The following is a 25,024-nucleotide window of genomic DNA, read 5'->3' on the forward strand; positions in this document are numbered from 1 at the left end:
AGTGGATAGTGCACTTACACAAGCTGACTCGTACAGATTCCCCACATGAAACGGGGTGGGTCACCAACGATCGCGGTCAAGGGGCTCCCCGGCTGCACCAGCATCGGCGGCGCAGCCGAAGCCGACCACCCAACGGCCGTCGGACAATTCGACCTGCCCGAGCATCATCGGCGAGGGAAGGTCGGCGAGGAAGGAGCCCAGCGCCGACGGTGACAGAGTCCAGATCTCACCCTGGATCGCACGTCCGTCGGACGGATCGCGGATCAGACCCGGCTTGGGTGGCGTGGTGGACAGGGCAACGAGACGGTACGACGGCGCGGTGGTCACCTCACCGACCCAGCGAGCGCCGCGGTCGGAGAGTTCGTGAGTCAGCGGACCGCCACTCATGTGCGCACCGAAAACAGCAAGTTCGACGGCGGGAGCGACGGACTCGGGCCAGGAGGCGGCGGGCGATGCCGCGCCCAGACGCTGGGCCAGATCGACGAGTACCGCGTCCTCGTGTGCCTTCGCCAGCAGAGTGATGCCGAATTGCGCTTGACTGCCGTCGCTTTCGTCGACGACGCCCGACGGGATGGCGAGGCCACACAAGTCGAAGAGGTTGCAGAAGTTGGTGTAGGTGCCCATCCGGGAGTTGACGCCCACCGGGTCGGCAACAACGTCGGCGAGGGTCGGATGCATGGGTGCGGTCGGGACGATGAGCGCGGTAGCGTCGCCCCATTCGGTCATCGCCAGCTCCCGCAGCTCGTCCAGCTTGCGGTGTGCGCGAAGCAGATCGACAGCCCCGAATCGATTCGCGGAACGGATGATTCCCGCAACGGTGGGGTCCAGATCCGAGCCGCCGCCGTCGATGTACTCGCCCACGGCGTCGTAGCGCTCCGCGACCAGCGCGTCGTCGTACAAGAGCTTGGCAGCGGCCAGGAATGGCGACAGGTCGATGGTCTTGATCACCAGGCCGGCAGACTCTGCGCGCGACACCGCGTCGGCGAAGGCAGCACGCCAGTTGTCATCCAACGACGGCAATTCGGCTGGCACAGCAACAACCGGGCGCTCCGGCGCGGCCAGAAGAGTCGGCGTACCGAACGGTCGCGGGCCACGCGCACCGGCCATCGCGGCCATCGCGGCGTCGGCGAGATCGAGGGTCGCGGCGAAGATCGTCACCGTGTCATAGCTGGCGCACGCCGGGACCACACCGTCGGTGGAGATCGCACCGACGGTCGGCTTGATCCCGACAATCCCCTGCAATCCCGCGGGAACCCGACCCGAACCTGCGGTGTCGGTACCTATCGCAATGTCAGCGAACCCGAGCGCGACAGCCACCGCAGAGCCGGAGCTCGAACCACCGGAGATACGGTCGGGACGACGCGAGTCACGCGCCGCGCCATAGGGACTGCGTGTTCCGACGAGGCCGGTGGCGAACTGGTCAAGGTTGGTCTTGCCGATCACCACCGCCCCCGCCGCCTTCAACGCAGCGACCGCGGGTGCGTCGACATCAGGTGTGTAGGCGTACCCGGGACACGCAGCCGTGGTGGGTAACCCGGCCACGTCGACATTGTCCTTGACCGCCAACACCATTCCGGCGAGCGGGCCGCCACCCGCGACGGACTGCGCGAAATCTGCGGAAACCTCATCGCGAGAACGCAACGTGATGAACACCTCGGGGCGATCGGCGGCAGCGATTCGGCCGAAGATGTCGTCGATCTTGCTCATGCCACTTTCCCTTTCGCAAACTCGCCCTGCAACGACCAGCGTTGACGCTCCTCGGCCCGCGCAACCTCCATTGTCTCCCGTTTTGCCGAGATGTCGACGGCCTGCGAATCGAGGAATTGCTGATGCTCGGCCAGCGAGAACACTCCGTCGGTGATCCGGGTGCTGTCGCCACGACCGGCGGCGACGTCGGCCCGCATGTCGATCAGCTCCTCGGCACTCACGGGATACCAGCGGATCTGGTCGAAGAAGCGCAGCAGCCACGGGTGCTCGGGGTCGAATCCCGGTGCAGGCAACGGATGCCGATGATTCCACACCTGCGTCGTGCGGCCGACGAACTGATATCCGCCGGGTCCCTCCATGCCGTAGATGCACAGATACGCGCCACCGATGCCGACGGCATTCTCCGGCGTCCACGTCCGGGCCGGGTTGTACTTGGTGGTCACGAGACGATGCCGAGGATCGAGCGGAACAGCAACCGGCGCACCGAGATACACGTCACCGAGGCCGAGCACCAGATAGCTGGCGTCGAAGACGGTCCGGTAGACGTCGTCGACCGAGTCGAGCCCGTTCATGCGACGGATGAACTCGATGTTCCACGGACACCACGGCGCATCCGACCGCACGCCCAGCATGTAGCGTTCGATGGCCTCGCGGGTGGCGGGATCGTCCCACGACAACGGCAGGTGCACAGTACGACTCGGCACGACGAGATCCTCAGCCGCCGGGAGCTGGCTTTCACACTCGGTGAGCCACTCCAGCATCGACGCCTGCGACCACACATCCGGGTCGGCCTTCACCTGCAACGACCGAATCCCCGGGGTGAGATCGATCAGACCCCTGGGCTTTTCGGCCGCGATACGCTCACTCAGCGCCTGCACCCGGGCACGCAGCGCGAGATCGAGCCGCATGTCGCCATATTCGACGAGGATGTTGTCGTCGCCGCTACGCCGATAGGTGACGGCCGTCGACCCGTCCGCGGTCGACGTGGTGCCCAGAATGCCGTTGTCCGTGTCGCCACCGGCCGACAGCACGGGCACGAACGACGCGCGACGCCCCAACCCCAACTCGGTGGCCGACGCCGTCGCATCGCTGCGGACCGCCACGAAACGCACCGTGTCGCCGGGCTTGAGCTGCCCCAGCTTCCACCGTTCCGCGCTGGTGACCGTCACCGGACACACGAACCCGCCGAGGCTCGGACCATCCGGCCCGAGAAGAATCGGAGTGTCACCCGTGAAGTCAAGCGCACCAACGGAATATGCGTTGTCGTGGATGTTCGACGGATGCAGACCCGCCTCTCCCCCATCGGTCCGCGCCCACCGCGGCTTGGGGCCGACGAGGCGGACACCGGTGCGATCGGAGTTGAAATGCACCTCGTAATCCGTGGCGAACAGATCGTCTATGTCGTCGGGCGTGAAGAACTCCGGCGCCCCATGCGGGCCGACTGTCACACCGAGCTGCCACGCGTTGGTCATCGCGGGTTGCTCGTCGAAGAGGATGCGGCGAGCCCTTCGAGGCTCGCAAGCTCGCACCTCAGGGATCGGGGACGGCTCGCACACCGGACTCGACAGCTCGTCACCATCGTTCAGCCGCCGACCGTCCTTGCCGCCGAACCGGCCCATCGTGAAGGTCGAGCGGCTACCCAGGTAGTCCTCGGCGTCGAGACCACCCGAGATCGCCACGTAGACGCGCATTCCCAGGTCGCCGACCGCTCCCACGTCGAGTGTCGACCCCGCGGCGATGCGCAGCGGAACCCACTGCGGCACAACCTTTCCGTCGACCCGAACGATCACCGGGGCACCGGTCACCGCGACCACCGCCGGCTCGTCGAACCGCAGCGCCGGCCCGGCCAGGGTGACCTCGAGACCGGCTGCGGTCTCGGCATTTCCGACCGCGACGTTGGCCAGCCGGAACGACAGATCGTCCATCGGGCCGGACGGCGGGACGCCGACCTTCCAGTACCCGACGCGGCCGGGCCAATCCTGGATGGTGGTCAGCGGACCCGCGCGTAAGACGGTGATTGCCATGGTGGAACAGAGCTCCTGTGGGAAACGAACGAGAAAGGTCAGGACGGCCGGGTCACGATGACGCGAACTGCGGTCGGATCGAAACCGTTGCAGGGGTTGTTGATCTGCGGACAGTTGGAGATCAGGACGAGCGTGTCGACGTCGGCACGCAACGCCAGACGCTTGCCCGGCGCCGACAAGCCGTCGACGATGCCGAGCGAACCGTCCGCGTCGACCGGCACGTTCATGAAGAAGTTGATGTTGCCGACCATGTCGGCCTTCCCCAAACCATGCCGACTGCCCTCGATGAGGAAGTTCTCCACGCACGCATGCTGATGCTTGGTGTGGTGTCCGTAGCGCAGCGTGTTGGATTCCTGCGAGCAAGCGCCACCGACGGTGTCATGGTTGCCGACCTCGTCGGCGACGATGGTCATCAGCGGGTTGGCTTCCTGATCACGGATCACACTGCCCGTGGTCAGAAAGATGTTGCCCTGCACGGCGATCGTGGCCTGCGCCGAGTAGCGGATCGAGTGGTCGTGCGCGCCGAAGAACAGCGTGTCGACCGCCTGGTTGCCGTACAGATCGACGATGGTCAGCACATCGCCGGCAGCGACGACGCCGGACCAGGGCCCGCGGTCGCCGACCTCACCGTCGTAGACGACGGTGCCGGGCACCAGGGCAAGTTCCTCGGCAGGAGCAGAAGCGAAATCTGTGGTTGTAGTCATCGTGGTGTTGGTAGTCACAGTGCATTCCAGACATCTTCGGAGTTGGCCACGGCGCGTTGGTATTCGGGATCGGTGTTCTCGACGTCGGCGAGCAGAGACGTCAGGTCGTTGGGTGCCTTCCACGCCAACAGTTCGAGCGGTCCGGTGTCGAAGGTGGGCGACGGATCGAGCGGGTGTGCGGTGTTGACGATCGCCACCACACACGGGAGGTGCAGGATCAGGTCGACCGACTTGTCGAGCCCCGCCGAACCCTTCGACGTCAACGTTCCGTCGGCCTCGACCACGACACCGTGGAAGAACGACAGCGACGGCGCGACGTCGGTCGGCGTGAGCCCGTGCTTGGCCGCAGCCAGCGTGAACATCTCCCGGCCCGCCGGTGACGCGGAATGCACATGACCGTCACCGTATTTGGCGGTGTTGCCGACGAGGGTCGAGGTACCGCACAGCGCGTCGTGGTGAGCCGACTCGTCGGCGACGATCGTCGCCAGCGCACGCCCCTGATCGCTCAGCAGCGGATGCCCGGTCGACAGGTACGCCTGCCACGGCACCTTCACTGTGTCGGCGACGTTGAGGCGCTCCCACGGGGCGTCGGCGCGCCACAGCAGGATGTGCGCGCACGCAGATCCGGCGATGTCACGCAACCGGATTCGCGTGCCACGCGCCAGCACCTTGCTGGTGTAGCGACCGCCGGGAATGGTCTCGGCCCAGGTGAGGGTGGACGGGTCGACGTCGACGGGAGGGTTGGGCCACTTACTGGCCGGAACCACCGGCATCGAGTCGGTGATCGCACCGGCCTGCGACCGCGCATGCTCGCGGGCGCCGGCAGTGGTGCCGGTATCGGTGATGGTGCTCATGGGTGTTACTCCTTGGGTGTAGCAGGTTTTCGAGTTGTGGGTCGCCGGCCCTTCGAGGCTCGTCGCTAGCGCTCCTCGCACCTCAGGGACCGGAGGGCGAGTGTCAGGCGCCGACGGTGACCGGCTTCGGGTGCTCTTTGCCGCGGGGGTAGCAGGCGATGCCGACCAGGACGGTCGCGACGATGCAGATGGGGCCGGCCCAGCGCAGGATGGGCATCTCACCGCTCGGGTCGAAGACCTCGGCGCGCGGCCAGGCCAGGTTGATCACCATCAGCGTGCCGTAGGCAACCGCAAGGATGTTGACGATGATGCCGAAGCGGCCGAGCCCGAACAGCTTCTTGCCTTCCGCGTCGACCGCGACACCGCCGTTGGGCCAGCCCTGGAAGCGGCGGTAGAGCATCGGCGCCGTGACCGCGAGGTAGGCCAGGTAGATCAGGATGATGCAGACGCTGGCGAGGGTCGCGAAGATCGCCGAGTTGCCGACGTTCACCAACAGGATGCCGATGCACAACAGACCGATCAGGATGGCCGGGAGGATCGGGGTGCCGGTGCGGCTGTTCACGTGAGACAGCTGCTTGGAGAACGGGAGTCGGCCGTCACGAGCCATCGAGAACATGAGGCGCGAGCACGCGGTCTGGATGGCCAGGGTGCAGATGAAGATCGCCACGGCGACGTCGCACAGCAGCACCTTGCCCCAGAAGTTGCCGAGCACCGAGTCGAGCACGTACGGCAGGCCGCCGGTCGCAAGCTCCTCACCCAGGGTCGGTGCCGCCATGAGGGCACCGAGCAGCATCAGTCCGCCGCCGATCGCGGAAACGGTCAGCGCCATCCGGATGGTGCGCGGGGCGACGCGACGCGGGTTCTTGGTCTCCTCGGCGAGCTCACCGGCCGAACCGAAACCGACCATGACGTAGGCGGCCATCAGACCGGACACGATGAAGGCCCAGATGTAGCCCGGCTGCGTTCCGGGAACTCCGGTGTCGAACACCACGCTCGGTCCGCGCTGAGCGTGGGTGAACAGTGCGAGGATCACGGCGACCACACCGACGAGCTCACAGGTGACGCCGATGTTGTTGACGCGGCTCATCCAGGTGACGCCGACGCAGTTGATGGCGGTGACGATGACCAGCAGGATCGAGCCGAGGAGCACCGCGTTCGCCGCACCGCTCGAGCTGGTGAGGTCGGGATCGTCGCCGATGATCTGGAAGCCCGACCACACCGTCGGCAGCACCACCTGCAGCGCGATCGCTGCCGCCGACGCGGTGACGATCTGGGCGATCATCATGAACCAGCCGCCGAACCAGCCGATCACCTCCCCGCCCATGCGTCGGGACCACTGATAGATGGCGCCGGAGATCGGGTAGCGGGCCGCGATCTCGGCGAAGCAGAGCGCGACGAGGAACTGGCCTGCGTAGACGATCGGCCAGGTCCAGAAGAAGGCCGGACCGCCGAAACCGAAGCCGAGGCCGAAGAGCTGGAAGATCGTGGTCAGGATGGACACGAACGAGAAGCCCGCGGCAAACGATGCGAACTTGCCGAGGGAGCGGTGTAGCTGCTGGTCGTAGCCGAATTCCGACAGGTCGTCGGCGTCCATGCCCGTGGTGGGAGACACGGGCTGCGACGTTACGCCGGTAGATGCGGTAGAGGTCATCGTGTGTGGTCTTTCTCTGCGGTTTCTCTCTGGGGGGAGCTCACCGTTGAGCGGTTTAACTGTCAGTTGATAGATAAGCGTCTCGCTATTTCTATCACATGACAGAAATGTTGCAAGCCGGGAAACTCGCGCAACGAATGCGTTACGCGCCGCAGGTCAGCGGGCCGGGTGGCCGCACGGGCTACACTCAAGGCTCGGAATCCACCCGAAATCCCCACTCAGATGCTCCGCCGCACAGAAGGGCCGGGACATGACCCCACGGTCGGCGTCGCGCCGCACGGTGGCCGGTCCGGGCCGACCCCGACTCGTCGAACCCAAACGCCGCGGCGAGACCGCTCGTGAGGAAATCCTCGACGCCGCAGCCGAACTCTTCACCAGCCGTGGATACACCGGCACGTCGACGCGCATGATCGCTGACGCCGTCGGCATCCGCCAGGCGTCGATGTACCACTATTTCGCCACCAAGGACGACATCCTCGCCGCGCTGCTCGAGACCACCGTCCTCACCCCGCTAGACCATGCGCGTCGGCTGCTCACCGAGGAACGGCCCGCGCTCGAACGACTCCTCGATCTCGCCCGCTACGACGTCACACAACTGGCGTCGTCACGCTGGAATCTCGGCGCGCTGTACCTCCTGCCCGAGGTCCGCGACGAGCGGTTCACCGAATTCCGGGCCGCCCGACGCGAACTCGCCGACATCTACGCCAGACTTGCGACCGAGGCGCTCGGCACCGCGTCGGACAAGCGAAACCTGTTGCCGTTCAGGCTGGTCGAGTCCGTCATCATGATGCGGGGCGACGAAGCGCGCGGAGAGTTGGGCGAGCACACCGCCGCCGGCCTCGTCGACACCATCGTCGGCGCGATCAAGATGCTGCTGGAGCACGACCCGGCGCGTTGACCCCGGAAGCGGCCATCCGTTGCGCCGCCGTCCTCGATCCCGCCGCGATGGGCCGACGCCCGACCGCCTTGCTCAGACCCCACGGTGGCATCCCGCTGTTGATGGTCTCGTGCCGGTCGATCTCGTAGGTCTCGTGCCAGATGCCGACCGCGTTCTGGTCGGCGAAGTGCTTGTTGAACCACTGCCACGCCGGCCGATGTGGTGCCGCGGAGTCGGCGGCGAAGGCCTGGATGTCCGCGGCTGATCGCCAGTAGGTCACCACCAGCGGCGACGGAACGAGATACAGGTGATACGAGAGCAGCCCGGCCTCGCGATGGCGTTCGAGATGCTTGAGCATCCTCGGCATCGCGAAGAACGTGTAGGTCCACGCGCGGATGCGCCACGGTTTCGTCACTTTCATGCCGATGAGGAACAGCGTCGTGCCGTCGGGTGGCGTCAGGTTGGTCATTCTCGCGGCGTCGGGCTTGGACATGGCGAGCCTCCTGGTTTCAAAACGATGTTATGAAACAACGTTATGGAATAATCGGCCTCGTGGCAAGACCCAGAATTCATACGAATGACCTGCGCGACCAACTGCTCGACGAAGCCGTTGCGATCGTCGCGGCTCATGGCATCGGCGCGCTGTCGTTGCGGGACGTCGCGCGGGCCGCCGGCACGTCGACGACCGCGGTGTACTCCCTGTTCGGCAGTAAGGAAGCCCTGGCCAGAGCCGTTCAGGTGCGGGCACTGGAATCGTTCACGGCCGCCGAGCATGCAGTCGCGCAGGCCCCCGACGCCGCCGGCGACATCGCGAACCTGGGCACCGCCTACGTCGGCTGGGCACTGGCAAACCCGAAGCTCTACGCGTTGATGTTCGGCGACGCGCTGACCGGTATCGCGCCGACCGACGAGTCCACCGCGGCGGCCGAACGCGCGATCCAACCACTGCGCGACGGCGTCGCACGAGCCATCGAGTCCGGGGTGTTTCGGAAAGCCGACGTCGCGACCGTCGCCGCATCGCTGTGGGCGCAGGTGCACGGCATGGCACTGCTGCTCCTGTCCGGCCACTACCCCGCCGACGCCGATCCGGTCGTCGCGGGTGGGGCCATCGTCCAAGGTTGGCTGGCACAACCCGATTAGGCTGTCCCCCATGGCAGGCCGCAGCATGAGTTTCGACCCGATCGCACAGGCACAGGCGAACTGGACCCAGGCCGGGTGGGGCGACGTGGCCGACGGGATGGTCGCGGTCACGTCGGTGATGCGCGCCCACCAGATCCTGCTCGCCCGCGTGGAGGCATCGCTGCGCCCCTACGACCTCACCTTCTCGCGCTTCGAACTTCTTCGGCTGCTTGCTTTTTCACGCCAGGGAGCGTTGCCCATCACCAAGGCGTCAGACCGCCTGCAGGTGCACGTCACCAGCGTCACGCATGCGATCCGCCGGCTCGAGGAGAACGGACTCGTCCAGCGTGTCCCCCACCCCACCGACGGTCGCACCACCCTCGTCCAGATCACCGAACTCGGACGCTCGACGGTCGAGGACGCGACCAAGACCCTCAACGCCGAGGTGTTCGCCGACGTCGGCATGAGCGACGACGAGATCGGCGGACTGGTGTCGGCGATCCAGTCACTCCGACACCACAACGGGGATTTCTGAACAGGGGCGACTTCCCAGCCTGCTCCACTCGGATCGCCGGCCACCATAGAATCCCCGAGTATGACGATCGCCTACTGGATCGCGGCCGTACTCCTCGGTGCGTTCTTCGCCTATGCGGGCGCGCTCGAACTCCTGCGTACGCGCGAGCAACTCGGCCCGGGCGCCGTCCGAAGTGACACCGCCGGGCATCGGCATGCAGATATACGCATCTGAGGACTCAACGGTGTCATCTGGGACGGCCGTCGCGTGGTCATCGACATCGGGAGCACGATCCGCCTCAAAAAGAAAGTAGGGGAAGAAGATTCCGCCCCTACCCTTGGTGTCCTCCCCGAGAAATTTCTAGCGGAAGACCATGAACCCCGGGGAAGAAGTTCTTCCCCTAGATTTTGCGACCTGGCGATCAGGCATTTCCCCAGGTCAGCGCGGATCGAGCCCGAAGGGTAGGCCACGCTCGCGGACCCACGCGGTGTGCGCCTTGGCGAGATCGCTTGTTGGTTCGCCGATGCCGTCGAGCGCGTCGGACTGTTCGCGGGTGTCGAAGGTCGCGCCGAGTCCGCTGAGTACCGCGTTGACCCCGAGGCTGATCCGGGCGAGCATGACGTAGTCGCTGGGCACGCTCATGCGGCGGAAGGCCACGCTTGCCGGACCGTCGCCGATGAAGGATCGCAGCGCGTCGCCGCTGTCGTCGGCGACAAAGGAATGCGGCTGCTCGCCGAGCGATGCCCTACTCATCATCGCCCACCACTCGAAGACCTGGTCGGCGGTCAGATCGGCGTCGGTGTCGAGGAATCCATGCCGGTTCGCGAGGCGAAAGACCTCGTCGCGATCTCCCGCGAGAGTCGCCCGATAGGTGTGCACGATGCCGGTCCGCACCCACTCGGGAAACTGTTTGACACAACCGAAGTCGACGAAGCCGACACTCCCGTCGTCGCCGAAGCGGTAGTTGCCCGGGTGTGGGTCCGCGTTGAACAGACTGCCGTGGCGGTAGGCGCCGAACGCGAAGTAGCCGATCACCTCGCCCCAGTGGTTGCGCAGGTCCTGATCGGCGGTGAGGGCCTCGGACCACCCGACGCCGTCGACGTAGCTCATCGTCAACACCCGGTTGGTCGAACGGTTCGCGACCACCTCGGGTATCCGGATGAACGGATGTCCGCGGTACAGGTCGGCAAACCGGCTGATGCTTCGCGCCTCATGCCGATAGTCGAGTTCCTCGGCGATGCGCTCGGACAGTTCGGCGGCGGCCGCGCGTTGATCGGTGCGAAATGCCCTGGGGGTCAGCGACATACTGAGTTTGAAGAAGGTCGCCAGCAGTTCGGTGTTGGCCAGGTCGTGACGAATCGCCTGCGCCACACCGGGATACTGCACCTTGACCGCCACCCGGCGCCCATCGGGCAGCCACGCCACATGCACCTGACCGATGGAGGCAGCCGCCATCGGCTCGGGCGAAAAGCCCGCGAACAACTTCTCGATCGGCTTCCCCAGTTCGGCTTCGACGATCTCGCGTGCGGTGTCGGCGTCCATCGGTGGCGCGTCGGCCTGCAGGCGACGCAACGCCTGCTGGTAGATCGCCAGCGGCCCGTCTGTGGGCCCTGAACCGTCGAAGGTCGACATGAGTTGCCCGGCCTTCATCAGGACACCTTTGGAATGCCCGAGCAGATCGGCATAGCGATCGGCGGTGCGACGATGGAAATCGTCGACGGCCCCTTCGTTTCCCGCCCGCTGGCGCAATCCGGCCACCACACGACCGCCCGCCGACCGGGCCGCGAATCCCACCACGGGAATGGTGCGACGCACACGGCCCGCGCGCACCTCGCCGAAGCGGTCGGGAGCCTGGGGCGCTTCGTCGGTCATGATCGGGATCCTTTCAGGAATCTCATCGGCAGGGAATGCAGCCCGCGGAGCAGGCGCGAGTCGCGCAGCACCGGCGGGCCGTCGAGCACTGGCTCACGACCGATCAGCATCCGCAGCGCCACAGTCACCTCCAGACGCGCCAGCGCCGCGCCGAGGCAACGATGGGGACCGTGTCCGAACGCCAGGTTCGGTTGTCTCCCATCGCGATCGAGACGGAACTGGTCGGGGTTGTCAAAGACATCCGGGTCGCGGTTGGCGGAACCGAGGACCACGATGGCCCGGTCACCGGCCCCGATGGTGTGCCCGCCCAACTGCTGCGTGAACGTCGCCACCCGGAAGACGGCCTGGGCGGGACCGTCGAGCCGCAGCATCTCGTCGAGCACGGCGGGGTCGTCGGCGTCGATCCGATCGATCGGTCGCCGACCGACCGGCCCGGTCAGCAGTCGGGCGATCCCGCCACCGAGCAGGTTCGCGGTGGTCTCGTGCCCGGCGACCGCCAGCAGGATCGCGTTCATCACCACCTCGTCCAGATCGAGACGCGGATCGGTCGCCAGCAGACTCAGCAGGTCGTCGCCCGGTTCGGTTCGACGCTGTGCGGCCAACGGCAGGAACTCGGCGACCAGCGCGGCGAGCGCACCGGCCGCTGCGGGGGCCGCCTCGGCATCGAGGATGCCGTCGAGCGCCGGGGCGATGGCGGCCGCCTCGGTCCACAGCGTCTGCGCCGCAGGCAGATCCAGACCCAGCCACTCGGCGATCACCGCAATCGGAAACGGCTGGGCGATCTCGGTCATGAAGTCGAAGGGGGTGCGCGTTCCGATCGGCGCGATGATGTCGTCGGCGATGGCCACGACGCCGTCGGAGAGCTGCGCGATGTACCGGGGAGTGAACACGTTGCGGACCGAATCACGTTGGCGCGCATGATCGTCGCCGTCCAGAAGAAGCATCGTGCGGGAGAGCGGCGGCTCGGAGATGCCCAGGGCATCGAGTCCCTGCCGATTCACCTCGGACGCCATCGGATCGCTCGTCCACCCGCGCCCGGTCAACACCGACCGCGCGGCCTCGTATCCGAGGATCAGCCACGCCCCCGACGCGTCGTCGTGGCCGACGGGTCCGTGCAGCGCGCGCAGACGTGCGTAGTCGGTCGGCGCCCGGTCCGATGACCAGGGAAGTTGAGCAGGCCCGAGTGCGGTACTCATTCCCGACTCCTTCCCAAGTGCTCACTTAGGTGGTTACACTTGGCCAGACTAAGTGAGCACTTGGGAGGTGTCAATGGACGCTTTGTCGACGCGCGACCGATTGATCGACGAGGCAATGCGCCTCTTCGGCGAACAGGGTTACCGCGCAACGAGCGTCGCCCAGATCGAGGCAGCCGCCGGCCTCGCGCCGGGATCCGGCGGGCTCTACCACCACTTCCGATCCAAGGAGTTGCTGCTCGAAGCCGGGATCGATCGTCAACTCGACCGGATGAGCGCTCTCGCCGACATCCGGCAGATCTTCGAGGGACTGACCGACATGCGGTCCGAACTCACCGTCCTGTGCCGATACACGCTGAGCGTCATCGACGAAGAAGCCACCCTGCTACGCATCGTGTCCTCCGAATTGCGAGACCGCCCACGCAAACTCGCCGACGCCTTCGGATCACTGGTGGCCGATTCCTACACCGGCATGACCGCCTGGGTCGCGCGGGCCGCTCCGCACATCGACACGCAGGCCGCCGAGGCGATCGCCGCCGTTGCACTGGACGCCCTGTTCGCACACCGCACCATGCGGCAATTCCTTGGCGTCGAACCCCTCGCCATCGACGACGAACGATTCGTCGCCGAATGGGTCGCGATGGTCGCGGGGCGGATCGAGAGCGTCTGACGCGGGCTCGTCAGTGCAGGCTGTTGATGATGGCGCTGAAGTCCTGGTCGGCGTGCTGTTCGGCGAACGCGCGGTAGAGCTGCGCCGCGTGCGTGCCCAGCGGGGCGCGGGAACCGGTGCTGGCGACCGCGTCCATCGCCAGGCCGAGATCCTTGTTCATCAGCGCGGTCGCGAAACCCGGCTTGAAGTCGTTGTTCGCCGGTGACGTCGGCACCGGACCCGGGACTGGGCAGTTGGTCTGCACGGCCCAGCAGTTGCCCGTCGCACCGGTGATCACGTCGTACAGCGCCTGATCGGCGAGACCCAGCTTCTTGGCGAGCACGAAAGCCTCCCCCACCGCGATCTGCTGGACGGCGAGCACCATGTTGTTGCACACCTTGGCGGCCTGGCCGGCACCGGCCGTGCCGCAGTGAATGATCTTGCCCGCCATGGGTTCCAGCGTCGGGCGGGCCGCGGAGAACGACTCCTCCTCACCGCCGACCATGAACGCGAGCGTGCCGGCCGTCGCACCCTTGACACCACCCGAGACCGGGGCGTCGATCTGCGCGAACCCATGGTCGAGCGCCTGCGCGTGGATCTCCCGCGCGTCGTCGACCGAGATGGTGGAGCTGTCGATGAACAGCGCGCCGGTCGGCGTGGCCGGCAGGATATCGGAGTAGCACTTCTTCACGATGGCACCGCTGGGCAGCATGGTGATCACCACCTCCGCGGCGGCCACCGCCTCCACCGCCGACGGAAACGTGCCGATCCCGTTGGCTTCCGCGGTCTTGACCGCCTCCGGGACGGGATCGAACCCGTGCACGGTGTGGCCGGCCTTCGCCAGGTTCGCGGCCATCGGGCCGCCCATGTTGCCCAGTCCCAGAAACGCGATCGTCGTCATTGTCGATTCTCCTGTTGATGTGTGGTTGTGGTTGACGCGCCCTTCGAGGCTCGTCGCTTGCGCTCCTCGCACCTCAGGGAGCGGATGGGGGCCACTTGGGTGGAGACTCTGGGGTCACGGAGCGGAGTGAAACCGCGACGCGATCGACCTGCCGAGAACCACCCGCATGATCTCGTTGGTGCCTTCCAGGATGCGATGAACGCGGAGATCCCGGACGATTTTCTCGATTCCGTACTCGGACAGATATCCGTAGCCGCCGTGAAGTTGCAGTGCCGCATCGGCGATGGTGAAGCAGGTGTCGGTGACATAGCGTTTGGCCATCGCACACTGCTCCACCTTGTCGGGGGCGTTGGCGTCGAGCGCCGACGCCGCATGCTCGAGCATCAGCCTGCTGGTCTGCAATCCGGTCGCCATGTCGGCCAGCGTGAAGCGAATGGTCGACTCGTCGAGCAGAGCCTTCCCGAACGCCTTGCGCGTGGCGACATAGGAGGCGGCCTTGTCGTAGGCGGCCTGGGCACCACCGAGCGACGACGCCGCGATGTTGAGCCGACCACCGTTGAGGCCGTTCATCGCGATGCCGAAACCGATGCCCTCGGTGGCGCCGAGCAGCCGGTCGGCCGGAACCCGCACCTCGTCGAGGATCACCTGCGCGGTGGGCTGCGCATGCCAGCCCATCTTGTGTTCCTGCGCACCGAAACTCAGTCCCGGCGTGTCCTTGTCGACGAGGAACGTCGAGATGCCCTTGGGTCCGGCGTCACCGGTGCGCGCCATGATCACGTACAGATCCGACGACCCGGCACCCGAGATGAACTGTTTGACACCGGTGAGCACGTACTCGTCACCGGATGCAATTGCCTTGGTGGACAACGCCGCCGCGTCCGAACCGGCGCCTGGTTCGGTGAGGCAGTAGCTGGCCACGGTCTCCATCGTCGCCAGCTTCGGCACCCACTCGGCGCGCTGCTCGTCGGTGCCGTAGTGATCGACCATCCACGTGCACATGTTGTGGATCGACAGGAACGCGGCCACCGCCGGGTCGGCGTAGGCGAGTTCGGCGAAGATCCGAACCCCGTCGAGACGACGCAGTCCACTGCCGCCGACGTCGTCGGAGCAGTAGATCGCGCCCATGCCCAATTCGGCCGCCTCGCGCAGTTCATCGAGCGGGAAATGATTGTTCGCATCCCATTCGAGCGCGAAGGGCGCGAGCTTCTTGGCCGCGAAACCGGCGGCGGTCTCGACGATCACACGATCGTCACTGTCGAGACCGGCGCCGGGACCGGCGTCGGTGAACAACGACATCTGCGGTCAGTCCATCGTCGGGATGACGAACTCGGCGCCATCCTTGATGCCCGACGGCCAGCGCGACGTGATGGTCTTGGTCTTGGTGTAGAACTGGATCGACGCCGGGCCGTGCTGGTTGAGGTCGCCGAAGCCGGAGCGCTTCCAGCCACCAAAGGTGTAGTACGCCACCGGAACCGGGATCGGCACGTTGACGCCGACCATGCCCACCTCGACACGAGCCGTGAAGTCACGGGCAGCGTCGCCGTCCTGGGTGAAGATCGCAACACCGTTGCCGTACTGGTGATCCGTCGCCAGCGCGAGTGCTTCCTCGTAGTCGTGGGCGCGCACGATCTGCAGCACCGGACCGAAGATCTCGTCCTCATAGGACGTCATGCCCTTGGTGACATGGTCGAACAGCGTGGGGCCGATGAAGAATCCGTTCGAGATGTCCTCGTCGCCGAAAGTCTGTTCGTCGCTGGTGCGTTCGCGGCCGTCGATGACGAGCTCGGCACCCTCTTCCACACCCTTGGCGATGTAACCCTTGACGCGCTCGAGCGCGGCCGCGGTGACCAGCGGACCGTAATCCGCCTTGGGGTCGAGGCTGTGGCCGACGCGCAGCGCGTTGACCTTGTCGATCAGCTTGGCGCGCAACCGGTCCGCGGTCTGTTCGCCCACCGGAACGGCGACGCTGATGGCCATGCAACGCTCGCCGGCGCTGCCGTAGCCGGCACCGATGAGGGCATCGACGGCCTGGTCGAGATTGGCGTCGGGCATGATGATCATGTGGTTCTTGGCACCGCCGAAGCACTGTGAGCGCTTGCCGTGGGCGGCCGACGTCTCGTAGATGTACTGCGCGATGTCGGAGCTGCCGACGAAGCCGAGTGCCTTGACGTCGGGGTGGGTCAGCAGCGCGTCGACCGCCTCCTTGTCGCCGTGGACAACCTGGAAGACACCGTCGGGAAGCCCTGCCTCGGTGAACAATTCGGCCAGCCGGACCGGGACCGACGGGTCGCGCTCGCTCGGCTTGAGGATGAAGGCGTTGCCGCAGGCGAGCGCGGGTCCGGCCTTCCACAGCGGGATCATCGCGGGGAAGTTGAACGGCGTGATGCCGGCGACGACGCCGAGAGGCTGGCGCACCGAGTGAACGTCGATACCCGAACCGGCGCCCTCGGTGAACTCACCCTTGATCAGATGCGGGATGCCGATGGCGAACTCGATCACCTCGATGCCGCGCTGGATGTCGCCGCGCGCGTCGGCGTGGGTCTTGCCGTGTTCGAGCGAGAGCGTGGTGGCCAGGTCGTCGGCGTTCTGGTTGACCAGGTCGACGAAGCGCATCAGCACGCGGGCGCGGCGCTGCGGGTTCCAGGCGGCCCACTCCTTCTGCGCGGCCTTCGCGGTCTCGACCGCGGCGGCCACCTGCTCGGTGCTCGCCAGCGGGACCTGCGCGGCAACCGCTCCGGTGCTGGGGTTGAACACGTCGGCAAAGCGGCCGGTACCGGCGTCGGCGGTCACCCGCTTGCCGTCGAGGTAGTGCGGAATCGAAGTGGTGGCAGTCACGGCGAGGATCACCTGAATTTCGGATCGGGGAAGTCTTGACGCCCCCAATAGTAGGACATCCAAGTAAATTCGCAAGGACTTTCTCCTCTGGCGCAGATTTCGGCGATGAGGGATCGTTAGGGTACCCTCGCTCGTGACCTCGGCCTTTTGGGTCGAGAACCGAGCCTCACCATGCTCTTCTCGAAAGGAGCCCACCTTGTCGGTCGTCATCCTGTACGGAACGGAAACGGGAAACTCCGAGCTCGTCGCTGATGCGATCGCCGATGTGCTCGCCACCGACCACGACGCGTCGGTCTACGACATGAGCGACTACGCCGTCGAAGATCTCGATCCGGCCGATTTCGTCGTCATCGTCTGCGCCACCTACGGCGAAGGCGAACTGCCGACCGGCGCCGAGCCGTTTGCCGAGGAACTCGACAGCGTGGACCCCGACCTCACCGACCTGCGCTTCGCGGTCTTCGGCCTCGGCGACACCATCTACGGCGAGACCTTCAACCGTGGCGGCGAGATCATCGCCGAGATGCTGACCAAGCGCGGCGCGATCCAGGTGGGCGAGCACTCGCGCCACGACAACTCGTCCGCGATCAAGCCCACCAAGCAGGCCGAGGAATGGGCGGCGACCATCTCGCCGATCATCGACCCGGTCACTGCGGTTTAAGCAGCCGAACGTTCGTCGGTCGCCGAGGGTGCCTCGGCGGCCTCGACCGCCTCTTCCCAACCTCGCACCGCAGACAGTTTCGCCAGTTCGATGACCGCGCGGACCATGACCGCCAGGATGATGCCGAGGAACAGTGCCGTCGGCACCGACACCTTGAGGTTCTCGCCGAGCAGTAGTACGCCGAGGACCATCGCGACTGCCGGTTCCATCACTGTCATCGACGGGAACGACGTCTGCAGGTCGCCCGCGCCGAACCCCTTCTGCTGGGCGATCACGGCGCAAATCACCACCGTGCCGAACAGATAGATCTCGGGCTGGGTGAAAGTCCGCGGCAGATCGTGGGTGATCTGGTAGACGACGGCCTTGATGAGCAGTGCCGACACCCCGAAGAGCGTTCCGGCCACCAGACCGTAGAACAGCGCCTTGTAGTGCGGGCTCGACCGTTCGGCACACCACACACAGCTGAACACCACGGCCACCACTGCGCCGACCGTCGCCCACATGACGATCTCGTCGGGGCGTCGCATCGACGGTTCGGGACGCGCGACCGCCAGGAAGGTCGCCACGCAGGCGACCAGAACGCCACCCCACGCCCACTCGACCCGATGGGGATGACGGTGATCGGCCCAGGCCTCGAACGGCAGCGCGAACAGCACCGCGAGCACCACCAGCGGCTGCACCAGCAGGATCGACCCCAAACCCAGGGCCGACGCCTGCAAAATGAAGCCGCAGAGCGCGATTCCCGCGCCAGCCCACCAGCCTGCGGTGATCGCGCCACTGGCCCGCGACGCGCGTTGCCGCAACACTGTGCCACCAGCGATCAGCAGCGCCGCGAACACGGCGAGCAGAGCGGGGACCCAGGTATGCACGCCCACAAGGCTAGGGCATCGAGGATGCGGCTCGCACCCGCCGGACAGGCCCGCAAGGCAGTGTCGGTGCCTCCGGATGGCCTCGCCGACACGTACATTTCAACCATGCGGTACCGGCCTGATCTGGAGCGACTCGCGACCCTTGACGCGACCCACCCCCGGACCCTCGTCCTGATGCGGCATGGGAAATCGGGCTATCCACCCGGTGTCGGCGACCACGGCCGGCCGCTCGCCGATCGTGGCCGACGCGAGGCCGCGCTCGCCGGACGCTGGATGGCCGACGAAGGACTCGTCGTCGACGCCGTGTTGTGTTCGTCGTCCACCCGAACCCGCGAGACGCTCGAACAGACCGGCATCACCGCACCGACCACGTACCTCGACGACATCTACGGCGGATCGCCCTTCGACGTCCTCGAGGCGATCCGGGTCTTCGCGCCCGCGGACGCACGCACGTTGCTCGTCGTCGGACATGAGCCCGGGATGCCCACGACGGCGCTCACCCTCGACCCCGACGCTGACATCGAGCGCTTCCCCACCTCCGCGTATGCCGTCGTCACCGTCGGCGATCCGTGGTCGGAGTTGGGGAACGCGGCGGTCGCCGACGCGCACCTGGTGGGCGTGCGCATCCCACGGGACTGACGGACGTCCGGCGTCGTTCTTTACCAGCTCGTGCGGCCGGGCTGACGCCACCACCGCTCCCTGAGGTGCGAGCTTGCGAGCCTCGAAGGGCGTGGTGAGACAACAACGTTCGTCTCACCAGGCCTTCGAGGCTCGTCGCTAGCGCTCCTCACACCTCAGGCAGCGGGAGGGGACAGCTCAGCGGGAGGAACCGCACGGCCGGCGGGAGGGTTCAGGGTGAGCGGGAGGAACCGCACTCGCGGCGGAGGGGACAGCTCAGCGGGAAGGGCCGCACGGCCGGCGGGAGGGTTCAGGGTGAGCGGGAGGAACCGCACTCGCGGCGGAGGGGACAGCTCAGCGGGAGGGGCCGCACGGCCGGCGGGAGGGGTTCAGGGTGAGCGACCCGACATTGAGCGCTTCGGCAACCGTGGGTTACGATCGGTCAGCAATTGAGGTTTTGTTCAATCCGTAAATCCATGGAGCCACCATGCCGCACACCTCCCACGACGACGACCGCCCGCTCTACGAGATCAAGGCGAACCTGTTCAAGGCACTCGCCCATCCCGCGCGCATCCGGGTGCTGGAGGTGCTGAGCGCCAACGGAGAACCGACACCGGTGAGTGAATTGCTGACGATCACCGAGATCGAGCCGACGCTGCTGTCCCAACACCTCGCCGTCCTGAAGCGCCATCAGGTGGTCCGCAGCGAACGCAAGGGCAACGCCGTCTTCTACGAACTCGCCCACCCGAAGATCTCCGAACTGCTGGTCATCGCCCGCACGTTCCTCGCGGACACCCTCGGAGCCCGCCGGGATCAGCTGCGCGCGCTGTCATCGCTGCCGCCGGTGGTGAAGAAGTGACCTTCTCGACCGCGGTCCGCCACGCACGCGTGCGCGTCACCCGACTACTGCCTGAACGCGCCGACTACGCCGACCTGCGCTCGTCGTGGAAGACCGACGTCCTCGCGGGCATCACGGTCGGCGTGGTCGCGCTTCCGCTGGCGCTCGCGTTCGGCATCAGCTCCGGCGTCGGCGCCGCCGCCGGGCTCATCACCGCCGTCGTCGCCGGTCTCATAGCGGCGATCTTCGGCGGCTCGCACGTGCAGGTGTCGGGTCCGACCGGTGCGATGGCGGTGATCCTCGCGCCCATCGTCGCCGAACACGGACTCGGCAGCGTCGCGCTCGTCACGGTGCTGGCCGGGCTGATCGTGCTGGTGGCGGGGGTCGTCGGGCTCGGTCGCGCGGTCACCTTCATCCCCTGGCCGGTGATCGAGGGATTCACCCTGGGCATCGCGGTCATCATCTTCTTGCAGCAGGTTCCCGCGGCCTTCGGCACCACCGCGCCGGCGGGTCAACGCACCCTCCCCGCAGCACTGGACGTGGTGATCCATGCGGACTGGACGGTCGCGGTCAAGACGCTCGGAGTGGTCGCGCTGGTCGCGGTCCTGATGGTCGGACTCCCCCGCATCCACCGCGGAATCCCCGAGTCGCTCACCGCAGTGGTGGTCGCGACCATCGCGGTGATCGTGCTGCACGTCGACGTCGCGCGGATCGGCGAACTGCCGTCGCATCTGCCCGCACCGGTCCTGCCCGACGTGGACCCTGCCGCACTCAAATCCCTGTTCGGCGCCGCGCTGGCCATCGCGGCTCTCGCAGCGATCGAATCGTTGCTGTCGGCGCGCGTCGCTGCGACGATGTCGCCGACCGGACCCTACGATCCCGACCGCGAACTGACCGGTCAGGGACTCGCGTCCGTCGCGTCCGGCCTGTTCGGTGGCATGCCCGCGACCGGTGCGATCGCGCGGACCGCCGTCAACGTCCGATCGGGTGCTCGCACGCGGGTGTCGGCGATAGTGCACGCTCTGTTCCTGCTCGGCGTCGTCTACCTCGCGACCGGGCCGGTCTCCGAGATCCCACTCGCCGCGCTGTCCGGTGTTCTCATGGTCACGTGCTTCCGGATGATCTCGGCGACCACCGTGCGCAAGATCCTGCGTTCCACACGATCCGACGCGATCATCTTCGTCGTCACCGCCGTCATCACCGTGTGCTTCGACCTCATCGAGGCCGTCCAGATCGGCATCGTGGTGGCCGCGTTCTTCGCGTTGCGGCAAGTGGCCAAGCGGTCGAGCGTCACCCGCGAGGAGTTGCCCGGCCCAGAGCACGACGGCGACGACCAGATCGCCCTCCTGCGGCTCGACGGCGCGATGTTCTTCGGTGCGGCCGAACGCATTTCGTCGACCATCGCCGAGGGCGCCGGCCCGGCCGGGGTGACGGTCGTGATCATCCGGATGTCGCATCTGGGCATGCTCGACGCCACCGGCGCGCACACCCTCGCCGAGATCGTCGCCGACCTCGAGGCACGCGGGATCACCGTGATCATCAAGGGAGTTCAGCCCGAACATCGTCGGCTGCTGGACGGGGTCGGGGTGTTCGACTCACTGCGCCACGAGAATCACCTGATGGACACGCTCGACGACGCGATCGAGCACGCGCGCGATCATGTCGCGCGGGTCGAACACTAGCGCTGCACCCCCGGCTACGCTGACGTTGTGTCTGTCCATGCCAACGGGTTTGTCCGCGTCGCCGGCGCGGTACCCGTCGTCGCCCTAGCCGACCCAGCGACCAACACCGCCCGCACCATCGAGCTGATGCGCCGCGCCGCCGACGACGGCGCCGGTCTAGTCGTCTTCCCCGAACTCGGGTTGAGCGGATACAGCATCGACGACCTCGTGCAGCAGGACGCGCTGCTGCACGCCTGTCTCGTGGGTCTGGACGAGATCGTCGAGGCGAGCGCCGGACTGCGGCCGGTGGTCGCCGTGGGATTGCCGATGGTCGTCGGCGACGGCCTCTTCAACTGCGCCGCCATCGTCCACGACGGCAGGGTCCTGGGCGTCGTACCGAAGGCGTATCTGCCGAATTACCGTGAGTTCTACGAACAGCGGTATTTTTCCGCCGCCCGGGACGCGGTGACGACGACGGTCACCGTCAGCGGCGCCGAGGTTCCGTTCGGCACCGACCTCATCTTCGAGGCCGCCGATCTGCCCGGGTTCGCCCTGCACGTCGAGATCTGCGAAGACGGCTGGGTGGCGGTGCCGCCGAGTACCTGGGCCGCGCTCGGCGGTGCGACGGTGCTGGCCAACCTGTCGGGCAGTCCGGTGACCGTCGGCAAGGAGTCGTACCGGAAGTCTTTGTGTACCAGCCATTCCGCGCGATTGGTGGCAGCCCACCTCTACGTCGCGGCCGGATACGGCGAGTCCACCACCGACCTCGCCTGGGACGGCGACGCACTCATCTCCGAGAACGGCACCCTGCTCGCCCGCAGCGACCTGTTCGCGATGTCCAGCCAGATCATCTCCGCGGACATCGATCTGGACCGCCTACGACAAGAGCGACGCCGCATGATCAGCCTGCGCGATCAGGCCGGCGACTACGCCGACGACCTGAAAGCGTTACGCCGCATCAGTTTCGACCTCGGAACGATCAACGACGACGACGTGGTGCGCCGCGTCATCCCGCGATTCCCGTTCGTGCCGGCGGATTCCGCCGACCGTGACGAACGGTGCCGGGAAGTCCGCAACATCCAGGTGCAGGGCCTGGCGGCGCGATTGCGTGCGACGGGGATCGAGAAGATCGTCATCGGGGTGTCCGGCGGACTGGACTCCACCCTGGCGCTCCTCGTCGCGGTCGACACCTTCGATCGACTCGGGTTGCCGCGCAGCAACATTCTCGCCTACACCATGCCGGGGTTCGCCACCGGCGACGCCACCCTGCGGCGGGCACACACCCTGATGGATTCCCTCGGCGTCAGCGGCACCGAACTCGACATCCGACCGTCGTGTCTGCAGATGCTCGCCGACCTCGATCACCCGTTCAGCCGCGGCGAGCAGGTGTTCGACGTGACCTTCGAGAACGTCCAGGCGGGCGAACGCACGTCGCACCTGTTCCGGCTGGCCAACCACCACGGCGGAATCGTGCTGGGCACCGGCGATCTCTCCGAACTGGCCCTCGGCTGGTGCACGTATGGCGTCGGCGACCAGATGTCGCATTACAACGTCAACGGGTCGGTACCGAAAACCCTTATCCAGCATCTGATCCGGTGGATGATCGCCACCGGGGAGTACTCCGGGGACACCACCAGCGCCCTCACCGAGATCCTGGCCGACGTCATCTCACCCGAGCTGGTGCCCCCCGGAGCCGACGGCGCCATCCAGAGCACCGAGGACACCGTCGGACCGTACGAGCTGCACGACTTCTTCCTCTACCACCACACGCGATTCGGCTATCGGCCGGCCAAGATCGCCTACCTCGCGCAGCAGGCGTGGGGTGACCGCGATCGCGGCCCGTGGTCGGACATGATCGCACCCGAGCGGCGCAACGAGTACGACGCTGCCACCATCGAACGCTGGCTCGGCGTCTTCCTCAAGCGGTTCATGAACAATCAGTTCAAACGCACCGCGATGCCCAACGGACCCAAGATCGGTTCGGGCGGATCGCTGTCCCCGCGCGGCGACTGGCGCTCGCCGTCCGACGCGTCGGCCCGCGTGTGGCTCGACGACCTCGGAGGTCGGTGATCAGTCGCAGGCGGCGAGCAGCTGTTTGAGCTGGTCGTCGAAGGCACTGGCGATCGACTCGGGGTCGGGGGTCTGGTCGGTGCACGACACGATGCCGATGTTGAGGTGCCCGTCGGCGGAGAACACGGTGATGTTGAGGCCGAGACCCTGGAAGATCGGGCCCAGCGGGTACACACCGGTCACCTTGGCGCCGAGGAAGTACAGCGGGAAGTCGGGCCCGGCGACATTGGAGACGAGCACGTTGAAGATCGGCGGATGGGCCGACGCCAGCTTGCGGTCTCCGTAGAACTTCATCAGGTTGGCCATCGTGACACCGGGCGCGAACTGCGCCCAGCCGCGCAGGATGTTGCCGTCGATGGTCTGGTGATGGTCCTTGCTGGTCCGGCTGTATTCGGCGGCCGCTTCCACCCGCTGCACCGGGTCGTCGATGTCGGTGGGCAGCAGGGTGAACATGCCGGTCACCTTGTTGGTGCCCTCGACCACCAGGTCTTTCTCGTTGGCGTCGTGCACCGACACCGGGACCATGCCGACCAACGGCTGGTCGGGCAGTTCGTCGTGATCGGTCAGGTAGGTGCGCATCGCGCCGCCGACCATGGCGAGCACCACATCGTTGATCTTGACGCCGAACCGGTTCTTCACGCGCTTGACGTCCTCGAGCGAGAGCTGGCTCAGCGCGATACTGCGGTGGGGTGTGATCGGCGCGTTGAATCGCGTGCGCGGCGCCCGGAACGGGGCGGGCATCGCGCTGTCCGAACGCGAACGACGCAGCCAGTCGAAGGGCACCCCGAGCGTGCCCGGGAGCAGCTTGGCCATCGCCACCGGACGACCGAGGAAGAAGTTCATCGCGCCGGTCACCGCGATGGTCGTCCGCGACGACGGCCCGGCGGTTTCGAGGAGTTTGTCCGGATCGAGATCGGGCGCTTCGGGCGTGAGAGTGCAGAGCTGCGACAGCATTTCGGCGCTCGTGACACCGTCGGTGCTCGCGTGATGGACACGCAGCATGGCCGTGATCCGACCGTTCGCCATCCCCTCGATGATCCAGAGTTCCCACAGCGGCTTGCCACGGTCGAGTGTCTGCCCGGCGAGATGTCCCACCAGTTCGGCGAGTTCGCCCGCACCACCGGGACCAGGAACCGCCACCCGGTGGACGTGACGTTCGATGTCGAAGTCGTCGTCCTCGATCCAGACCGGATGGTCGATGTTGAGCATCGAATTGTCCAGCTTGCGACGGAAAGTCGGCATCGCCGAGACGCGCCGTTCGAGTTCGCTGCGCATCTTGGTGAAGGAATAACCGCCGGGCACCGTGCTCGGGTCGACCTCCACCAGACCGATCACGTGCATCAACTGCGACCTGGTCTCCAGGTACAGGAATGACGCGTCGAGCCCGCTCAGCCGTTCCATACACTCATC

Annotated in this window: 23 protein-coding genes; 10 read left to right on the plus strand and 13 right to left on the minus strand. The window is 66.6% G+C overall.

Annotated features, from left to right (window positions below; all coding sequences use genetic code 11):
• Window positions 1-60: 60 nt before the first annotated feature.
• The 5 genes from atzF to ACWDTF_RS00910 form a co-directional block, all read right to left on the minus strand.
• Window positions 61-1,707: an allophanate hydrolase gene (gene atzF / locus ACWDTF_RS00890; RefSeq protein WP_355273992.1), complete on the minus strand. Its 1,647-nt coding sequence runs from the start codon at window positions 1,705-1,707 to the stop codon at window positions 61-63.
• Window positions 1,704-3,731, minus strand: a complete 2,028-nt coding sequence (locus ACWDTF_RS00895) for a 5-oxoprolinase/urea amidolyase family protein (RefSeq protein ID WP_355273995.1) — start codon at window positions 3,729-3,731, stop codon at window positions 1,704-1,706. Before ACWDTF_RS00895 ends, atzF begins: the two co-directional genes overlap by 4 nt.
• A gap of 38 nt (window positions 3,732-3,769) precedes the next feature.
• Window positions 3,770-4,435, minus strand: coding sequence for an urea amidolyase associated protein UAAP2 (locus ACWDTF_RS00900; protein ID WP_240861278.1), 666 nt, complete (start codon window positions 4,433-4,435; stop codon window positions 3,770-3,772).
• 14 nt (window positions 4,436-4,449) lie between these two features.
• Window positions 4,450-5,289, minus strand: a complete 840-nt coding sequence (locus tag ACWDTF_RS00905; RefSeq protein ID WP_355273999.1) for an urea amidolyase associated protein UAAP1 — start codon at window positions 5,287-5,289, stop codon at window positions 4,450-4,452.
• 103 nt (window positions 5,290-5,392) lie between these two features.
• Window positions 5,393-6,940 carry an amino acid permease gene (locus ACWDTF_RS00910; protein WP_355274002.1) on the minus strand — a complete coding sequence of 516 codons (1,548 nt, stop codon included), beginning with the start codon at window positions 6,938-6,940 and terminating at the stop codon, window positions 5,393-5,395.
• A gap of 250 nt (window positions 6,941-7,190) precedes the next feature.
• Between ACWDTF_RS00910 and ACWDTF_RS00915 the strand changes: the two genes are divergently transcribed.
• Window positions 7,191-7,838: a TetR/AcrR family transcriptional regulator gene (locus ACWDTF_RS00915; protein WP_355274005.1), complete on the plus strand. Its 648-nt coding sequence runs from the start codon at window positions 7,191-7,193 to the stop codon at window positions 7,836-7,838.
• Here the strand turns inward: ACWDTF_RS00915 and ACWDTF_RS00920 are convergent.
• Window positions 7,804-8,310, minus strand: coding sequence for a DUF4188 domain-containing protein (locus ACWDTF_RS00920; protein WP_240861284.1), 507 nt, complete (start codon window positions 8,308-8,310; stop codon window positions 7,804-7,806). The genes ACWDTF_RS00915 and ACWDTF_RS00920 overlap by 35 nt on opposite strands.
• 50 nt (window positions 8,311-8,360) lie before the next feature.
• On the opposite strand from ACWDTF_RS00920, the gene ACWDTF_RS00925 reads away from it, so the two are divergent.
• Genes ACWDTF_RS00925 through ACWDTF_RS00935 form a run of 3 tightly spaced genes read left to right on the plus strand, consistent with a single transcriptional unit; the run spans window position 8,361 to window position 9,684 of the window.
• Window positions 8,361-8,957: a TetR/AcrR family transcriptional regulator gene (locus ACWDTF_RS00925; protein ID WP_240861402.1), complete on the plus strand. Its 597-nt coding sequence runs from the start codon at window positions 8,361-8,363 to the stop codon at window positions 8,955-8,957.
• Window positions 8,958-8,967: 10 nt separating this feature from the next.
• Window positions 8,968-9,471 carry a MarR family transcriptional regulator gene (locus tag ACWDTF_RS00930; RefSeq protein ID WP_240861286.1) on the plus strand — a complete coding sequence of 168 codons (504 nt, stop codon included), beginning with the start codon at window positions 8,968-8,970 and terminating at the stop codon, window positions 9,469-9,471.
• A gap of 60 nt (window positions 9,472-9,531) precedes the next feature.
• A complete protein-coding gene (locus ACWDTF_RS00935; RefSeq protein WP_355274009.1) occupies window positions 9,532-9,684 on the plus strand; it encodes a hypothetical protein in 153 nt (50 codons plus the stop codon).
• A gap of 204 nt (window positions 9,685-9,888) precedes the next feature.
• Here the strand turns inward: ACWDTF_RS00935 and ACWDTF_RS00940 are convergent, their stop codons facing one another.
• Entirely contained in the window at window positions 9,889-11,322 is a 1,434-nt protein-coding gene (locus ACWDTF_RS00940) for an ABC1 kinase family protein (protein ID WP_355274012.1), read from the minus strand.
• A complete protein-coding gene (locus tag ACWDTF_RS00945) occupies window positions 11,319-12,518 on the minus strand; it encodes a cytochrome P450 (protein WP_449753850.1) in 1,200 nt (399 codons plus the stop codon). The genes ACWDTF_RS00940 and ACWDTF_RS00945 overlap by 4 nt, the downstream gene beginning before the upstream one ends.
• Window positions 12,519-12,591: 73 nt before the next feature.
• Between ACWDTF_RS00945 and ACWDTF_RS00950 the strand changes: the two genes are divergently transcribed.
• Complete coding sequence (locus ACWDTF_RS00950) at window positions 12,592-13,185, plus strand: TetR/AcrR family transcriptional regulator (RefSeq protein ID WP_240861293.1); 594 nt, start codon at window positions 12,592-12,594, stop codon at window positions 13,183-13,185.
• A 10-nt stretch (window positions 13,186-13,195) separates the two neighbouring features.
• Here the strand turns inward: ACWDTF_RS00950 and mmsB are convergent, their stop codons facing one another.
• Genes mmsB through ACWDTF_RS00965 form a run of 3 tightly spaced genes read right to left on the minus strand, consistent with a single transcriptional unit; the run spans window position 13,196 to window position 16,900 of the window.
• The gene (mmsB, locus tag ACWDTF_RS00955; RefSeq protein ID WP_449753851.1) at window positions 13,196-14,137 is read right to left on the minus strand and encodes a 3-hydroxyisobutyrate dehydrogenase; all 942 of its coding nucleotides are present in this window, start codon (window positions 14,135-14,137) and stop codon (window positions 13,196-13,198) included.
• 42 nt (window positions 14,138-14,179) lie between these two features.
• Complete coding sequence (locus ACWDTF_RS00960) at window positions 14,180-15,361, minus strand: acyl-CoA dehydrogenase family protein (protein ID WP_240861299.1); 1,182 nt, start codon at window positions 15,359-15,361, stop codon at window positions 14,180-14,182.
• A 6-nt stretch (window positions 15,362-15,367) separates the two neighbouring features.
• Complete coding sequence (locus ACWDTF_RS00965) at window positions 15,368-16,900, minus strand: CoA-acylating methylmalonate-semialdehyde dehydrogenase (protein ID WP_433256282.1); 1,533 nt, start codon at window positions 16,898-16,900, stop codon at window positions 15,368-15,370.
• Between the two features lie 196 nt (window positions 16,901-17,096).
• Between ACWDTF_RS00965 and ACWDTF_RS00970 the strand changes: the two genes are divergently transcribed.
• On the plus strand, window positions 17,097-17,558 hold the full coding sequence (locus ACWDTF_RS00970; RefSeq protein ID WP_240861305.1) for a flavodoxin domain-containing protein: 462 nt from the start codon (window positions 17,097-17,099) through the stop codon (window positions 17,556-17,558).
• Here ACWDTF_RS00970 and ACWDTF_RS00975 read toward each other — a convergent pair.
• Window positions 17,555-18,433, minus strand: a complete 879-nt coding sequence (locus ACWDTF_RS00975; RefSeq protein ID WP_374247580.1) for a DMT family transporter — start codon at window positions 18,431-18,433, stop codon at window positions 17,555-17,557. The two genes, ACWDTF_RS00970 and ACWDTF_RS00975, sit on opposite strands and share 4 nt — an antisense overlap.
• Window positions 18,434-18,532: 99 nt before the next feature.
• Between ACWDTF_RS00975 and ACWDTF_RS00980 the strand changes: the two genes are divergently transcribed.
• From ACWDTF_RS00980 to ACWDTF_RS00995, 4 genes are all read left to right on the plus strand, one after another.
• The gene (locus ACWDTF_RS00980; RefSeq protein WP_355274026.1) at window positions 18,533-19,066 is read left to right on the plus strand and encodes a SixA phosphatase family protein; all 534 of its coding nucleotides are present in this window, start codon (window positions 18,533-18,535) and stop codon (window positions 19,064-19,066) included.
• A gap of 466 nt (window positions 19,067-19,532) precedes the next feature.
• Entirely contained in the window at window positions 19,533-19,904 is a 372-nt protein-coding gene (locus ACWDTF_RS00985; RefSeq protein ID WP_240861311.1) for an ArsR/SmtB family transcription factor, read from the plus strand.
• Window positions 19,901-21,565 (plus strand): SulP family inorganic anion transporter, encoded by a 1,665-nt coding sequence (locus tag ACWDTF_RS00990; protein ID WP_355274029.1) that lies wholly within the window; start codon window positions 19,901-19,903, stop codon window positions 21,563-21,565. Before ACWDTF_RS00985 ends, ACWDTF_RS00990 begins: the two co-directional genes overlap by 4 nt.
• A gap of 27 nt (window positions 21,566-21,592) precedes the next feature.
• Window positions 21,593-23,614, plus strand: coding sequence for an NAD(+) synthase (locus ACWDTF_RS00995; protein ID WP_240861315.1), 2,022 nt, complete (start codon window positions 21,593-21,595; stop codon window positions 23,612-23,614).
• Here the strand turns inward: ACWDTF_RS00995 and ACWDTF_RS01000 are convergent, their stop codons facing one another.
• Window positions 23,615-25,015, minus strand: coding sequence for a WS/DGAT/MGAT family O-acyltransferase (locus ACWDTF_RS01000; protein WP_355274033.1), 1,401 nt, complete (start codon window positions 25,013-25,015; stop codon window positions 23,615-23,617). It abuts the gene before it with no gap.
• Window positions 25,016-25,024: the final 9 nt, after the last annotated feature.

The organism is Gordonia sp. NPDC003422 (assembly GCF_053588675.1).